The sequence below is a fragment of the Micromonospora sp. CPM1 genome (genome assembly GCF_023896895.1).
Taxonomy (GTDB): domain Bacteria; phylum Actinomycetota; class Actinomycetes; order Mycobacteriales; family Micromonosporaceae; genus Micromonospora; species Micromonospora tulbaghiae.
This window is the reverse complement of record NZ_JAMHIU010000016.1, coordinates 70597-84910: the sequence shown is the minus strand read 5'-3', so window position 1 is coordinate 84910 and position 14314 is coordinate 70597. Positions and strand designations below refer to the sequence as shown.

16 protein-coding genes are annotated in these 14314 nt (G+C 74.7%); 3 read left to right on the top strand and 13 right to left on the bottom strand.

The window, feature by feature from the left end; genetic code table 11:
• The first annotated feature begins 37 nt into the window (after positions 1-37).
• Complete coding sequence (locus M8C11_RS20425) at positions 38-889, top strand: Rieske 2Fe-2S domain-containing protein (RefSeq protein WP_151499229.1); 852 nt, start codon at positions 38-40, stop codon at positions 887-889.
• Position 890: 1 nt separating this feature from the next.
• Here the strand turns inward: M8C11_RS20425 and M8C11_RS20420 are convergent, their stop codons facing one another.
• From M8C11_RS20420 to M8C11_RS20365, 12 genes are all read right to left on the bottom strand, one after another.
• Positions 891-1907, bottom strand: coding sequence for a LysM peptidoglycan-binding domain-containing protein (locus tag M8C11_RS20420; protein WP_252452059.1), 1017 nt, complete (start codon positions 1905-1907; stop codon positions 891-893).
• Positions 1908-1921: 14 nt separating this feature from the next.
• Positions 1922-2353: a pilus assembly protein TadG-related protein gene (locus M8C11_RS20415; protein ID WP_120572243.1), complete on the bottom strand. Its 432-nt coding sequence runs from the start codon at positions 2351-2353 to the stop codon at positions 1922-1924.
• Positions 2350-2823: a TadE/TadG family type IV pilus assembly protein gene (locus M8C11_RS20410; RefSeq protein WP_128136582.1), complete on the bottom strand. Its 474-nt coding sequence runs from the start codon at positions 2821-2823 to the stop codon at positions 2350-2352. Before M8C11_RS20410 ends, M8C11_RS20415 begins: the two co-directional genes overlap by 4 nt.
• A complete protein-coding gene (locus M8C11_RS20405; protein ID WP_120574049.1) occupies positions 2820-3302 on the bottom strand; it encodes a TadE family protein in 483 nt (160 codons plus the stop codon). Before M8C11_RS20405 ends, M8C11_RS20410 begins: the two co-directional genes overlap by 4 nt.
• Positions 3302-3511 (bottom strand): hypothetical protein, encoded by a 210-nt coding sequence (locus tag M8C11_RS20400; RefSeq protein ID WP_013283462.1) that lies wholly within the window; start codon positions 3509-3511, stop codon positions 3302-3304. Before M8C11_RS20400 ends, M8C11_RS20405 begins: the two co-directional genes overlap by 1 nt.
• Positions 3512-3534: 23 nt before the next feature.
• Complete coding sequence (locus tag M8C11_RS20395) at positions 3535-4398, bottom strand: type II secretion system F family protein (protein ID WP_252452056.1); 864 nt, start codon at positions 4396-4398, stop codon at positions 3535-3537.
• A gap of 108 nt (positions 4399-4506) precedes the next feature.
• A complete protein-coding gene (locus M8C11_RS20390) occupies positions 4507-5460 on the bottom strand; it encodes a type II secretion system F family protein (protein WP_374668778.1) in 954 nt (317 codons plus the stop codon).
• Positions 5403-6941 (bottom strand): CpaF family protein, encoded by a 1539-nt coding sequence (locus M8C11_RS20385; protein WP_120572241.1) that lies wholly within the window; start codon positions 6939-6941, stop codon positions 5403-5405. The genes M8C11_RS20390 and M8C11_RS20385 overlap by 58 nt, the downstream gene beginning before the upstream one ends.
• Complete coding sequence (locus tag M8C11_RS20380; RefSeq protein WP_252452054.1) at positions 6931-7764, bottom strand: ParA family protein; 834 nt, start codon at positions 7762-7764, stop codon at positions 6931-6933. The genes M8C11_RS20385 and M8C11_RS20380 overlap by 11 nt, the downstream gene beginning before the upstream one ends.
• Positions 7764-8432, bottom strand: coding sequence for an SAF domain-containing protein (locus M8C11_RS20375; protein WP_252452051.1), 669 nt, complete (start codon positions 8430-8432; stop codon positions 7764-7766). The genes M8C11_RS20380 and M8C11_RS20375 overlap by 1 nt, the downstream gene beginning before the upstream one ends.
• Positions 8429-9382: a hypothetical protein gene (locus M8C11_RS20370; protein WP_252452048.1), complete on the bottom strand. Its 954-nt coding sequence runs from the start codon at positions 9380-9382 to the stop codon at positions 8429-8431. The genes M8C11_RS20375 and M8C11_RS20370 overlap by 4 nt, the downstream gene beginning before the upstream one ends.
• Positions 9376-9942, bottom strand: coding sequence for a hypothetical protein (locus M8C11_RS20365; protein ID WP_252452045.1), 567 nt, complete (start codon positions 9940-9942; stop codon positions 9376-9378). Before M8C11_RS20365 ends, M8C11_RS20370 begins: the two co-directional genes overlap by 7 nt.
• A gap of 570 nt (positions 9943-10512) precedes the next feature.
• Here M8C11_RS20365 and M8C11_RS20360 point away from each other — a divergent pair.
• Positions 10513-11289, top strand: coding sequence for an A24 family peptidase (locus M8C11_RS20360; protein ID WP_252452043.1), 777 nt, complete (start codon positions 10513-10515; stop codon positions 11287-11289).
• 109 nt (positions 11290-11398) lie between these two features.
• A complete protein-coding gene (locus M8C11_RS20355) occupies positions 11399-13774 on the top strand; it encodes a glycoside hydrolase family 65 protein (protein WP_252452041.1) in 2376 nt (791 codons plus the stop codon).
• Here the strand turns inward: M8C11_RS20355 and M8C11_RS20350 are convergent.
• Positions 13747-14229, bottom strand: a complete 483-nt coding sequence (locus M8C11_RS20350) for a hypothetical protein (protein WP_252452039.1) — start codon at positions 14227-14229, stop codon at positions 13747-13749. The two genes, M8C11_RS20355 and M8C11_RS20350, sit on opposite strands and share 28 nt — an antisense overlap.
• Between the last annotated feature and the right edge of the window lie 85 nt (positions 14230-14314).

Below are 14314 nucleotides of genomic sequence, written 5' to 3'. Positions count from 1 at the left end.
CCGGTTTGGGGGCTCTCCTGCCGGGAAGTCGGAACGGGTGCGCGAACTACTGACGAAGATCGAACAGGCCACCGGTCTCGACCGGGTGGGTGACCGGTTGCAGCGCGCCGTCCAGGGCACGCTGCGCTCGCAACGGGTGCGCGACGCGCTGCACGGGGTGTGGCTCGGCCATCCGCTGCACCCCGCGATGGTGCAGGTGCCGGTCGGCGCCTGGATCTCCGCCGCCGTGGTGGACCTGCTGCCCGGCCAGCGCCGGGCCGCCACCGCGCTGGTGGGTCTCGGTACGGTCAGCGCGGTGCCCGCGGCGGTCGCCGGGCTCAACGACTGGGCCACGCTCACCCGCGACCAGCGCCGGATCGGGCTGGTGCATGCCGCCGCCAACACCGTCGGCCTGGCGCTGTACGCCGGCTCGCTGGCGGCCCGGCTCAACGGGCGCCACGGACTCGGCCGGACGCTGTCCTATCTGGGGCTGTCCGCCGCGAGCGGTGGGGCGTACCTGGGTGGGCACCTCGCGTACAAGCAGGGCGCCCAGGCCAGCCAGAGCGTCTCCGAGATGCACCTGATCAGCGACGGGTGGCACCGGGTCGGCGACCTGGGCAGCCTGCCCCGGCACGAACTGGTCACCAAGAAGATCGACGACGTCCCGGTGATCCTCTACCGGGACGGCGACGACGTCAGCGTGATGCTGGAGCGCTGCCCCCACCAGAGCGGCCCGCTCGGCGAGGGCAAGGTGGAGCAGATCGACGGCCACGCCTGCGTGGTCTGCCCCTGGCACGGCAGCGCGTTCCGGCTCGACGGCGGCGAGGTGGTGCACGGCCCGGCCGCCAACGACCAGATCGTGCTGCCCAGCCGCGTGGTGTCCGGCCAGGTCGAGGCCCGGCTGCCCTGAGTCAGTCCCGCCGGTGCCGTCCGCTCGACAGCGCGCGGGCGGGCACCGGCCGCTTGCGCAACCCGAGCAGCGCGCCGATCTGCGCACCCACGATGCTCGCCACGGCCAGCACCGCCGAGATGGCCAGCGGACGGTTGATGCCCTCCTCGGCGGTGGCCCGGGACGCGCCCGCCGACATGGCCGGCGGCTGACCGACAGGTGCCTCGACGGTGGGCGTCGCGTCCCGCGGCGTGGGCTTGGGCTTCGCCTTCGGGGTGGTCGAGGAGGCACCGCCGCCACCGGGCTTGACGGGTGCCGTCTCGGCCGGCTCGGTGACCACGATCCGTCCGGTGGCGTGCCGCCGGGCACCCGAATCCGTCGCGCCGTCCGGCAGCGTGATGAGCTGACCCGGGCGGATTCGGTCCGGGTCGGCGAGCCGGTTCAGCCGGGCCAGCTCCTTGTATCTGTCGAAGTCGTCCAGGTAGCGGTCGGCCACCTCGCCCAGGTAGTCGCCCTTGGCCACCCGGTACACGGCCGGGTCGTCCGCCTTCGACGCGACCGGGGTCGACGGGGTGACCTGGCTCGCGGTCACGGCCGGCGAGGTGACGGCGGCGACCACCGGTTGTGGGGCGGTCAGTGCGGCGGCGCTCGCCGCGGCCGGGCTCGCGACCAGGATCAGCGCGACCGAACCGACCAGCGCGGCGGCCGCCTTCTGCTGGCGGTGCATGCCGGGCAGCTTCGGAGCCGGCCGGCGTACCGCCGCCGCGAGCAGCTCCACCACGACGGAGAACGCGAAAGTGGCCCAGCCGAACCAGCCCACCACCGCCAGCGCGCGCAGGAACAGTTGACCGTCGTCACGGCTGGTCAACGCCGTACCGACCTCGGCCAGCGTGGGCAGATGATCCGGCAGCGGGTTGCCGGCGAACGCCAGCAACGCGACCGGCCCGCCGGCCAGCACGCCGACGAGCACGACGAGGGCGCCGAGGCCGGTGAGAACCTGGCCGGCGCGGCGGACGGGGGAGCGTCGGGGTGCGCCCATGGCGGCCTTCCTTCCTACGGTGGGCCGGTGAGTGCCCGAGCGGTGGCCTCACCGGTGACGGTGGCGGTCTTCTGTGCGCCGAACAGACTCAGCAGGTCCCGGCTGTAGGTGATCTGCACGCGTACCCGGATCTGGGTCTCGGTGCCGACCACCGGGAAGTCGACCTCGTGGTCCTGGACGCCGCCCGCGGCGCCGAGGTAGGCGGCGACCGCGGCGCGGGCGGCGACCTGGTCGATCCGCTTCGGGCCGCCCTCGATGGCCCGCGCCCGGTCGATCATCTGGCCGCCGGCGCGGGCCGCCTCGGCCGCCAGGTTGTCCGCGCGCTGAAGTGTGCGCAGTTGACCGGCGCCGTCGTAGGCCAGGCCGATGATCGCCAGTACGCCGGTCATCGCCACGGCCAGGAACAGGCTCACCCGGCCGCTCTCCGCCTCGCGCCGCCCGGTCATCCGCGACTCCGGTAGGTGTCCAGCGGCGAGGTGAACCTCGCCGAGACGGTCTTGCCGCCCGGCACGCCGGGCAGGCCGGGCGCGCTCAGGTCGTCGAAGGAGACGGTGCAGGTCACCGTGACCGTCACGGTCGCCGGCACGCCTGCGGCGCTCTGGTAAGCGGCGGCGAAGCTCGTCGTCGTCCCGGCCACCGAGCCCGCGAGATCGATCTGGGGTGGGCCGGTGCAGTTCAGCCCCGCCCAGCCGAGCTGGTCATGGGCCGCCTCCTCGGCGGCCTCCGCACCGTCGTCGGCGTTGCGGGCCAGCGAGGCGGCCCGGGCGGCGTCGTGGGCGGCCGACTCCACCGCCTCGTCCGCGACCGCGGTCCGCCCGGCCACGCCGGCCAGCACCATCAGTCCGATGAAGGCGGGCGCGAGCACCGCCACCTCGATCGACACGGAACCCCGGTCCCGTCGCGGCCCGGCGCTCATCCGGTGGTCCAGCGTTCGGCCGGGCCGTGTGCGGTCTGCGTGACCTCGAACGAGACGCCCGGGATGACCGACAGGGAGCGTCCCTGCACCGTGCACGTGACGCCGGTGGCGGTCTCGACGCAGGTCGGGCCGGTCTGCTCCCAGCCGACGAGCCAGTCCCCGGACTGTTGCAGGAAGCTGATCGCCCGCTGCCGTCCGGCGTCCGGCCCGGCGTCGATCGTGCGCTGGGCGTTCACAGCGGTCTGCGCGGCGTTCAGCGCGGTGGACCGGGCCACGAACCAGACGGCGACCTGGATCGAGCCGAACAGCATCACCAGGATCACCGGCATCACCACGGCCAGCTCGACCGGGTTGGCGCCCCGCTCACCCTCGGCCAGGCGGGCGCGCAGGGCAGCGGCGAACCGCCCCGGACCGGGCGGGCCGGCGGGCCGGCCGGCAGACGCCGGCCGGCTCCGGACCGTACGGGCGGGGCTGGGCATCACGGGGCCTGCGGCGCCGTGTTGTTCGGGATGGCGTTCATCCAGTTGTTCGCCTTGGCCAGGGCGAGCCCGGTGACCGCCATGGCCACCGCGACCAGGCCGAAGATGATCACCGCGGTCGGCACCGGGCTGTCGCCGCGCTCGGAGTCCCGGCGCAGCTCGGCGAGGCGGGTGCTCACCGCCACGTACAGGTAGGCGTAGAGGTGCATGGTCGTCTCCTTCTCGGGTGGGTTCACAGGCGGGCGAGGAACGGATAGACGGCGAAGCCGAGCAGGACGAACACCAGCAGCGAGCCGGGGATGTCCAACTTGCTGGTGACCCCCTCGGCCCGGGCCAGGTTGTCGGTACGGATCTGGTCGCGCAGCGAGTCGGCGCGGGACCGCAACGTCTCGTGCACCTGGGCGCCCTCGCTGCCGGAGGAGCGCATGATGGCGCCCACGTCGCCCAGCTCCGGGATGCCGATCCGCTCGGCCAGCTCCTGCAACTCGTCCCAGGGCGAGTGCATCTGGAGCTGGGCGAGCCGCAGCGCCTCCCGGATCCGGTCGAAGACCCAGCCGTCGCAGACCGCCGCCGCGCGCTCCAGCGACTGCACCGGGCCGTGCGCGGCGGAGAGCTGCAACGCCACCAGGTCGAGGTAGGTGCAGACCGCCTGCCGGAACTCGTCCCGGGCGGCGTCCGCCTTGGCCAGCACCGCGCGGTGCGCGAGCAGACCGGCGCCGAGCGCCAGGCCCAGGCTGGCCACCACCGGTACGGCCACCGGCAGCGCCACCCCGCCGACGAAGAGCACCGCCGAGGCGACCGCCGGGGTGGCGAACCCGACGAGCGCCGACAGCAGCACGGACAGGGCGTACTGCTCGGGCGTGCGGTCGAGCAGCGCGAGCTGCCGGTGCGGCGGGCGCAGCCAGCGGGCGAACCCGCCGAGCCAGTCCGGCCCGGCGCCGGCGGCCGGGGCCTGGCCGGGTGGCTGGTGCAGCCGGCGCAGCGCCGGGCCGAGCGCCGGGGTGGCCGGCAGCGCCTCGCGTACGACCAGGAACAGCCCGAGCCCGACCGCGCACCCGCCGAGCACCCCGATCGCCATCTGCCAGTTGAGGATCATCGAGCCCGCCTTTCGTTCGCGACTGCGGGGCTCGCAAGCTCACTCCTCGCGCTCACGGTGCCCGCCTTTCGTTCGCGACTGCGGGGCTCGCAAGCTCACTCCTCGCGCTCACGCGATCGCCTCCTCCGGGTCGGGCGCCGGCAGGAAGCGCGCCGGCCGGGGCGGCTGGCTCATCGAGCGCACCCAGACCAGCAGCCCGACGAACGCCGCGCCGAGCACCGCCATCACGAGCTGACCCGTCACCGTCCCGTACGGACGGATGTATTCGCTGTTCACCAGCCCGTACGCGAGCGTCGCCAGCGTCATGCCGGTGAGGAAGCGGACCGCGAACCGGGGCTGGGTGCGCTTCGCCTCGACCTCGCGCCGGGTCGCCACCTCGGCCGAGGCGGCGGTGGCGATCGACCCGAGCACGTCGCCGAGGCGCTCGCCCCGGTCGGTGAGGTGCAGGATCAGCGCGGCCACCACCTGGTCGGCGACCGGGTCGGCGATCTCGTCGGCGAAGGCGAGCAGCGCGGAGCGGGCCAGCCAGCCGGCCTGGAGGCGGGCGGCGAGCGTGCGCACCTCCTCCTGGATCTCCTCCGGCGCGGTGGCGATGGTGCCGATGATCGCCTGCTGGAGTCCCTGGCCCGTGGCCGAGATGTCCTTGAGCCGGCGGGTCCACTCGCCTACGGCTTCGACCCGGGCGATGGCCCGCTGCTCGGCCCGGCCGACCGCGAACAGCCACGGCACGCCCGGCACCGCGAGCGCCACCAGCAGGCCGACCACCGGCAGCCCGGTGAGCAGGAACGCCACCGCGCCGGCGACCACCGCGGCGCCGAGCAGGAGCTGGTAGCGGCGCTGGTCGGCGCGGCTCGCGCCGGAACCGGTCCAGAGCCGGCTCAGGCTCGGCCCGGCACCGGGCGCCGGACCGGGCGGGCGGCGGGTGCCGACGAGCGCGACGACGGTCAGCACCAGCCCGGCCACGCAGGCAGCGCCGGAGACCAGGGCGATCAGTTCGATCTGCGTCACGCCGGGCCTCCGCTCGGCCGCGCCCCGAGGCGGGTGTGCCGGGGGCGCCGCCACGCGCCCACACCGGCCTCGACGAACCGGGTGAGCAGGCGGGCGTCGTAGCCGACGCGCAGCAGCTGGTCGCGGATGCGTTCGGGCAGGTGGCGGGGGACCGCGCGGCCGTCCGGCCCGGGGCCGAAGACGGTCGTCGTGGTGATCCGGTTGCCCTCGCCGACGCCGATGACCTCCTCGACGTGCGAGACGAAGCGGTGCTTGCGTCCGCCGATCGCGGTCTCGTCCTCGACCGTGACGTAGACGATCAGGTCGAGCGCGTTGCCGGCCATCCGGCGGGCCTGGTCGACTGTCATCTCCCGGCCGTGCGACAGCGCCAGCTCGATGATGCGCTCGCTCACCCCCGAGGGGGTACGGGCGTGGATGGTGCACATCGACCCGCGGCTCGTGGTCATCGCCTGGAGCATCGGCACGATCTCCCGGGACCGCACCTCGCCGACGATGATCCGCAGCACGCCCATCCGCAGCGACACCGGGATCAGGTCGGCGATGCTGACCTCACCCGCCGGCCGCCCGTCCGCGCCGCGCTCGCCGTGCCCCTCCCGGGACTCGAAGCTCATCACCGCACGGTGCTTGTGCCCGCGCCGGGCGGGCAGGAGTTCCCGGCTCTCCTCCAGCAGCACGTACGGCTCGTCGGCCGGGATCTCGTCCATCAGCGCGCGGATCACAGTGGTCTTCCCGGCCCCGGCGAGCCCGGCGACCATGATGTTCAGCCCGGCGCGCATGGACGCGCGGAGGAAGTCGCGCAGCAGCGGGTCGATCATCTCGTCCAGGTCGGGCCGGCCGCCGGCGATGTCCTCCAGGCTCACCTCGAGCGTGTTGTGCTTGCGGATCACCGCGTACGGGCGGTGGCTGACCAGGAACACCGCGGCGAGCCGGCTGCCGTCGGGCAGTTGCAGGTCGAGCGTGGGCTTCGACGTGGACAGCGACCGTTCGGTGGCCCCGGCCCGGCGGGCCGCCGCCTGGAGGATCTCCACCAGCTCGTCGTCGGTCTCGGCGATCGGCTCGGCCCAGTCGACGCCGCCGCCGTGCCGGGTGATGCGCACCTGGTCGCAGCCGAGGATGTGCACCTCCTCGATGCTGTCGTCGACGAGCAGCGTCTGGAGGCGGCCCAGCCCGACGAGTTCGGCGGTGACCTGGTCGAGCAGCACCCGTTCCGAGTCGGCGGCCATCGGCGTGCCGGCCCGGCGTACCGAGTCGGCGTACGCGGACACCACGGCGACCGCCAGCCGGGCGCGTTCGACCTCCTCGGCGTCGGCGTCGAACTCGCGTCCGCGCTGCCACTGGGTGAGCCGTTCGCTCAGCTCCCGGCGCAGTTCGCGGACCACCGCAAAGTCGACCCGTGGGCGCGGCGGTGGCGGGGGCGCGGCGGGCACGGGTCCGGGGACGTGGTGCCGCCCGTTCGGCGGGGCGAGCGGCGGCACGGTGGAGACGACGCCCGGCTGCTGCCCGCGTGGGTCGTGCGAGACCGGCTCAAACCGCACCGGACACCCCCGGCACGCTCGGCGCGGTCACCGCGCGCGGTGCGGTCGTCCCGGGCCAGGCCAGCCGGGCGCGCCGCCGGTCCAGCAGCGCCCGGACCGGCACCTCCAGGGCGCCGGCCGCGCGCATCAGCGGCCGGTTCGCGCGTACGGTGCCGCCGTGGGCGAGCACCTCGGCGGTACGCGGGTCGTGTGGCAGGCGGGCGATCACCGGCAGCCGCAGCGCCTTGCTGATCTCGCTGGTGCCGTGCCCGTCCCCGACCACGAGCAGCCGCAGCGTGCCCGGCGGTACGCGGTGCTCGGTGAGATCCCGTTCGACGGCGCGGGCGGTGGCCCGGGTGGCGGAGAGGTCGGGCAGGTGCGCGCGCGTGACCAGCAGCACCACAGCGGCGGCCCGCAGCAGTGGCCACGGTGGACCGCCGACCGCCAGCCGGCCGCAGTCGACCAGCACGTCGTACGGCGGTTCGCCCCGCTCCAGCCCGGTGAAGTAGTCGGCGAAGCGCTGCCAGAGCGGGATCACGCTGCCGGCCTGGGCCGGGTCCACCACACCGGGCAGCAGCAGCCGTTCGCGGCGGGGCGCGTCCAGGTCGACCAGCTGGGACCAGAACGCGTGTTCCAGGCTGCCGTCGCGCAGCTCTCCCACCGCCAGCTCGCCGATGCCGCGCGGCCCGTCCAGCGCCCCGCCGAGGTAACCGGCGAGGATCGAGCCGCCCGCCGGGTCGCACTCGGCCAGCACGAGCCGCCGGTGCCAGCTCAGCGCGGCGGCGAGCGCGGCGGTGGTGACGCCCGGCGACCCCTTCGCCGAGACCAGGGCGATGATCGCCATCAGGCCGCCTCGGTGAGCACGAGCGCGATCCGGTCGTCGGCGGCGAGCGCCACGACCGCCGGCACGTCCCGTACGGCCAGCGCCAGGTAGACCACCACGTCACCGTTCTGCGGCGTGGCGGTGTCGATCACGGTGCCCTCGAATCGGGTGCCGCCGCCACGGGACGCCTCGGAGCCGCCGCCGGTGGCGTTCGAGGGCGTGCTGACCAGCAGCACCTTGTCGCCGGGGTGCAGCTTGCGGGCCGGCACCTGCTCGGGTTCCAGCCCCAGCGCGATCTGCTGCTGACCGGCGCCGAGCAGCGGGGCCTCGGTGAGCTGCGCCGGGGTCAGCAGCGTGCCCGGGGTGAGCCGGACGGCCGCCCGCAGCCCGAGCACGTCGTCCATCCGGTCGGCGGACACCGGCTGGAGTTCCCGTCCGCCGGATACGCGTACCGGCACCAGGTCGTCGGCGGTGAGCTGCTGTCCCACGTCGACGGGCCGGGCCACGGCCAGGTACGTGCCGGTGGAGCGGACCGACGTGACAGCGAACGCCGCGCCCAGCCCGCCGAGCGCGATCAGCAGGACCGCCAGGCCGAGCAGGCCGGGGCGGACGCGTCGTTGCCGGACCACCTTCGGCGGTGCGACGGGTGCCTCCACCGGGGTTCCGTTGCGGGCTGCCACGACACTCATCGGGTCACCACCTGAAGCTCGTTGATCTGTACCGAGATGACGCCGCTGGACCGGCTCTGGGCGATCACGCCGCTCTCCCCGCCGCCGGACCATTCGACGGTCCAGAACGTCGTGGCGCTCACCTGGTAGGTGCCGGCCTCCGGATAGCCCTGGTCGAGGCCGCAGTCGGGCGAGGTGGACCCGGCCCTCGGCCCGTTCGCCCGGTACGGCGTGCCCGGCCCGTCGCAGGTGACGTCGATGTCGTCGGACATGTGCCAGACGATCCGGTCCACCTTCGCGGTGATCTCCACGGTCAGCCCCCGGTCCGAGGCGGACGCGCTCAGCGGACCGAAGTACGAGGCGCCCGGGCTGGCCCACATCCAGACCGGCAGCCCGACCAGGCCGGGGCCCTGGCTGCGCCGGGGCGCCACCGACGCCCGGGGCGGGAGCAGCGAGATCGAGGCCAGCGCGCGGCGGGCTAGTTCCTCCGGGTCCGGCGGCGCGCCGTAGCCGGGCGGCGGGGCGTCGAGAAGCGCCCGCCGCAGGCTGCCCAGGTCACCGCCGTTGCAGGTGAGCTGGTACCACTGCTGGCCGGGAGGCGCCTCGCCCTGCGGCTCTTCGAGCTTGTAGTAGCAGCCGTCGGCGTTGTTGAACCAGCCGAGAACCGGGTGGTAGCAGGGGATGGCCCGGCCGTTCCACTGGCACTTCGGCGTGCCGCCGCCGTTGCCGCCCCCGCCGCCGTTGTCTCCGCCGCCACCCGGCCCGCCCGGCCCGCCCGGCGTGCCGGGGTCGTCGTCCCAGACGTCGCAGTCGGTCTGTTCCGGCGGGCAGGAGCCGCCCGGGTCGGCGGCGCGGGCGGGTGCGCCGGTGAGCGTCAGCAGCGCGGCCAGGCCGGCGGCGAGCAGCAGCCGGCGGGGCGTCCCGGCCCGGGTCGGGCGGGCCGGGACACCCCTTCCTCCCCAGGTCAGCACGGCTGGTCCTGGTGCGCGGCGCCGCCGTTGACCAGCCACCGGCCGTCCGGGAAACGGACCGCTGTGGCGGTGGCCAGGTAGCGCCCGCCGCGGGTGCCGGGCACGGCCTTGCGGTTCTTGGCGTAGACGAGCCGGTAGCCGCTGGAGTCCAGGCAGTCCTGGATCTCGACCGTGGGCGGGCGGGCGGTCAGGTCGACCGACACGACCTCGGGGTCGGAGAGCAGTTTCCCGGTACGCATCGCGCCGTGCTCCTTCGCGTCGAGAATCGCCATTCGCACCCGAGTCAGCAGCGGATCAGCCAGAAATCGGGTCAGAGCGGGATGGGACGGATCGCTGCGCGCACTGGCTGCCCGGGACGCGTCGAGATAGCCGGAATAGGCGGCCAGGGCCGCTTTTCCGGCGGCGTCCTCCTCGGCGCTGGAATGGGCTGCGGGTGCGGCGGCGCGGCCGGTCAGCGGACGGGTGGCCGCCTCCGGCTCGGTGCCGCAGCCGGCCGAGCCGACCACCAGCACGACGCTGAGCAGGAAGATTTCCCATCGGCGGGATTGCCGTGTGCGCAACGCCGATCCCTCCTCGGTGCCGGCCCGGGGCGATCACGCCGACCCGCTCCGGGCATGCGGAAGCGCGCCCGGAACTGTCACTCCGGGCCCCCGTCGCCGCCACTTGTATTGACCTGTACTGATCGCTGCGGATTCTGTGCTCTGGTGCCTCCGACGCCAATTGATCGGGGGTTGCGTCGTACCCAAGGGGCGAGCATAGGCTCACGTCCGCCGATGCAACAGAGGTAATTCACGTGAACACGGTGAGTGAAGACGGGAGGTGGTGACCGGTGTGTGTCGTCACGATGGCGAGCGGGCTTCCGCGGGGCTCCGGGCCGGCGGGCGTGTGCTCACCCGTACGCGCCGCGACGGCGGTGACGAGCCGTCGGGGCACCGCCGGTATGGGTGGGGAGCATGCCGCTCGTCCGATCCGTCCCGCCGGTTCGCCGAGGGTCACGCCACGACCCGCCCCGGCCGCCGCCGCGTCGCATCAGACGCCCCGGTGCGCCCCGCCCGTCACAACCGCGCGAGCGAGAAATCACTCTGCGTGCTCCACGATGGAACGCACGGCCACCGGACGGGGGAGCCGGCATGACGGCTGAACGGGTACGGCGTACCGGACGGGTGACCGATGCCCGCCGTCCGAGCGCCCGGCTGATCGCCGCCCTGACGGTCGTACCCCTGCTCCGGCTGGCGGTGGCGCGCTACGCCGTACCCCCGGGGTCTCCGGACCGGACGGGGTGCGACGGCTGCGGCGCCCCGATCGGGCTGGACCGGCCGCTGCCGGCGCTCGGCCCCGCCGCCCGCTGCCCGGCCTGCCGGGCCCGGGTCGGCGCGGCGCCCGCAGTGGTGGAGGTGGCACTGCTGCTCGCGGTGGCGGTGCCGGTGCTCGCCGGCGGCGCGCCCGCCGCGCGCCTGGCACTGGCCTGGTGGCTGGTCTGGGCGGTGCCGATGACGATCGTGGACGCGATGGCGCACCGGCTGCCCGACCGGCTCACCTGGCCGGCGGCGGCCGGCGCCTGGGTGCTGCTCGGGGTGGCCGCACTGACCGGTCCGGGCGCGGACCCGTGGATCCGCGCGGTCCTGGCCGGGCTGGTGCTCGGCGGCGGGTTCGCCGCCACCACGCTGCTGCTCGGGCGACGTGGCTTCGGCCTCGGCGACGCCAAGCTGGCGCTGGGGGCGGGCGCGCTGCTCGGCTGGTACGGATGGCCGGTGCTGGTGGCCGGGCTGGTGCTCGCGCTCGTCCTCGCCGGGCTGGCCGGGGTCGTGCTGCTCGCCGCCCGACGGGTCCGCTGGTCCGGGCATCTGCCGTTCGGGCCGTTCCTGGTGCTCGGCACCGCCGCCGCGCTGGTGCTCGTCACCGTGTGATCGGCCACCCGCAGGTGCGGGTGGGCGTCGCCACGGGTATCGGAGTCCCAGCCACCTCCCAGCCGGGTCTGGTTCGGTGGCGGTCCAGGCTTCGGACTCGGGAGGGCACGTGCCGCACGGCGACGACGGTTGGCGGATCCGGCGCACGAGCGCGGACCTGGACCGGCTGGGCGAGACCGAGTCCGTCTTCGCGCTCGCCAACGGCTGGGTGGGCTGGCGCGGGACGCTCGACGAGGGCGAGCCCTGCGGGATGCCGGGCAGCTACCTCAACGGGTTCCACGAGCAGCACGACCTGACCTACCCGGAGAGCGGGTACGCGTTCCCGGAACGCAGCGACACCGTGATCAGCGCGCCGAACGCCGCCCTGATCCGGCTCTGGGTCGACGACGAGCCGCTGGACCTGCGGACCGGCACGATCCGGCGGCACCACCAGGAACTGGACCTGCGTGCCGGGGTGGTCCGCCGGGAGACCGAGTGGGTCTCGCCGGGCGGCCGGGGCGTACGGATCCGCAGCACCCGCCTGGTCTCGCTGACCCGGCGTCCGGTCGCCGCCGTCGACTGGGTGGTCGAGCCGCTGGACGAGCCGGTCCGGCTGCGGATCGGCGCCGACCTGCTCGCCAACCAGCGGGTGCCGGAACGCGCCGACGACCCCCGCGCCGCCTCGGTGATCCACGATCCGCTCACCGGTGAACTCCGCCGCGACGACGGCCTCGACGGCGTGCTCGTGCACCGCACCGGGCGCAGCGGCCAGCGGGTCGCCGTCGCCGTCGCGCACCGGGTCGAGGCACCCGACGAGGTCGCCACCGACACCGAACTGACCGCCGACCGGTTCCGGCTGGCGCTGTCCGGTCCGGTACGCCCCGGCGACCGCATCCGGGTCACCCGGTTCGCCGCGTACGAGTGCGCCGACGTCGACGGCACCCCGGCCGGTGAGCTGGCCGACCTGGTCGTCGCGGAGGCGGACACGGCCCGGAGCGACGGGTTCGACGCACTGCTCGCCGAGCAGCGCGCCGCGCTGGACGCCGCCTGGGCCACCGCCGACGTCGAGCTGGACGGCGACCCCGAGCTGCAGCTCGCGGTGCGGTTCTCGGTGTTCCACCTGCTCCAGTCCGGCCGCGCCGACGGCGACCGGACCATCCCGGCCAAGGGGCTGACCGGCAACGGCTACGACGGGCACGTGCTCTGGGACACCGAGGGCTACGTGCTGCCGGTGCTGACGTACCTGGCGCCGGAGCTGGCCCGCTCGGCGCTGCGCTGGCGGCACGCCCACCTGCCCGAGGCCCGGGACCGTGCGGCGGAGCTGCGCCTGACCGGCGCCACCTACCCGTGGCGGACGCTCAGCGGCCGGGAGTGCTCCGGCTACTGGCCTGCGGGCAGCGCGGGCCAGCACGTCAACGCGGACATCGCCGACGCGGTGCTGCGGTACGTGGCGACCACCGGTGACACCGCGTTCCTCGCCGAGTGCGGCGCCGAGGTGCTGATCGAGACCGCCCGGCTGTGGCACGGATACGGCCACTTCGACGACGGCGGCGCGTTCCACCTGACCGGCGTCACCGGCCCGGACGAGTACTCCGCGCTGGTCGACGACAACGTCTTCACCAACCTGATGGCCCGGCGCAACCTGCGCGGCGCCGCCGACGCCGCGGCACAGTGCCCGGAGGTGGCCGCGCGGCTCGGCGTCGACGCCGCCGAGGTGGCCGGCTGGCGGGCCGCCGCCGACGCGATGTCCGTCCCGTACGACGGCAAGCGCGGCGTGCACGAGCAGTCGGCCGGATTCACCGCGCAGCCGGAGTGGGACTTCGCCGGCACCGGCGAGGACGACTACCCGCTGCTGCTGCACTTCCCCTATCAGGAGCTGTACCGCAAGCAGGTGGCCAAGCAGGCCGACCTGGTGCTGGCCATGCTGCGCTGCCCGGGGGAGTTCACCGCCGAGGAGAAGACGCGCAACGTCGCCTACTACGAGGCGCGGACCGTCCGGGACTCGTCGCTGTCGGCGTCCGCGCAGGCGATCCTCGCCGCCGAGGTCGGGCACCTCGACCTGGCGTACGACCTGTTCGCCGAGACGGCGCTCCAGGACCTCGCGGACCTCGGCGACAAGACCGCCGACGGGCTGCACCTGGCGTCCCTGGCCGGCGCCTGGCTGGTGGTGGCGCAGGGCTTCGGCGGGCTGCGCGACGACCGGGGCGTGCTCGCGTTCGAGCCGCGCCTGCCCCGGCCGATCACCCGGCTGGTGTTCCACCTGCGCCGGCACGGGCACCGGCTACGGGTCACGCTCACCGGGCGGGAGGCCCGCTACGAGCTGCCGGACGCCGGGCCGGGCGACGCGGTGGAGCTGTGGCACCACGGCGAACAGCTCCGGGTCACCGGCGACGGGCCGGTCACCCGGCCGATGCCGCCGGTGCCCGATCCCGGCCCCGAGCCGCAGGCCCCGCCCGGCCGCCGTCCGGAACGGCGCGCTCAGGAAACAGCCGGCGGCGACGACTGAACCGGCAGGCCGGACATCCGGGCGACGACCTCCTCCAGCGCCTCGAACGCGTACGCCCAGTTGTGGCACTTGAAGCTGCGCAGCCCGGTGATCGGGGTGCGGCAGTCGGCACAGTGGACACCGGGGATCGCGTCCGGCACCTCGGTGTTCACGTACTTGCGCTCGCCGAGGATCACCCGCGCGATCATCGTGTGGTCGTGCACGCCGTGCAGCGCGGACGCGACGATGTCGTACCAGGTGACCCGCCGCCCGCACTTCGGGCAGTCCGGCTCGTCGCCGCTGACCCACAGCGGCGCGCCGATGCTGCGCGCCGGCATGTTCAGCAGCTTCTCCAGCCGTCGCACGTCCGCCTCCGGGGTGGTCCACCGGTGCCGCCCGGGCAGTGACGCGGGCGAGTCGTAGACGGCGCGGAACACCACCGGCTCGACCTCCACGGTCTCCCGTCCACCTGTCATCGGTACCTCCTCGCGCCGGTGTGTCCCACCGTCGTACCAGGTGGAGGCCGGGATCGGCCGGATCGTCGACACGACGGGTCAGCGG

What these genes read in the sequence shown, in the direction of transcription:
- M8C11_RS20420 (WP_252452059.1), bottom strand. Translation starts at nt 1,907, where the DNA reads ATGGGCGCACCCCGACGCTCCCCCGTCCGCCGCGCCGGCCAGGTTCTC.
- M8C11_RS20410 (WP_128136582.1), bottom strand. Translation starts at nt 2,823, where the DNA reads ATGAGCGCCGGGCCGCGACGGGACCGGGGTTCCGTGTCGATCGAGGTG.
- M8C11_RS20415 (WP_120572243.1), bottom strand. Translation starts at nt 2,353, where the DNA reads ATGACCGGGCGGCGCGAGGCGGAGAGCGGCCGGGTGAGCCTGTTCCTG.
- M8C11_RS20395 (WP_252452056.1), bottom strand. Translation starts at nt 4,398, where the DNA reads ATGATCCTCAACTGGCAGATGGCGATCGGGGTGCTCGGCGGGTGCGCG.
- M8C11_RS20380 (WP_252452054.1), bottom strand. Translation starts at nt 7,764, where the DNA reads ATGGCGATCATCGCCCTGGTCTCGGCGAAGGGGTCGCCGGGCGTCACC.
- M8C11_RS20350 (WP_252452039.1), bottom strand. Translation starts at nt 14,229, where the DNA reads ATGACAGGTGGACGGGAGACCGTGGAGGTCGAGCCGGTGGTGTTCCGC.
- M8C11_RS20400 (WP_013283462.1), bottom strand. Translation starts at nt 3,511, where the DNA reads ATGCACCTCTACGCCTACCTGTACGTGGCGGTGAGCACCCGCCTCGCC.
- M8C11_RS20360 (WP_252452043.1), top strand. Translation starts at nt 10,513, where the DNA reads ATGACGGCTGAACGGGTACGGCGTACCGGACGGGTGACCGATGCCCGC.
- M8C11_RS20375 (WP_252452051.1), bottom strand. Translation starts at nt 8,432, where the DNA reads ATGAGTGTCGTGGCAGCCCGCAACGGAACCCCGGTGGAGGCACCCGTC.
- M8C11_RS20405 (WP_120574049.1), bottom strand. Translation starts at nt 3,302, where the DNA reads ATGCCCAGCCCCGCCCGTACGGTCCGGAGCCGGCCGGCGTCTGCCGGC.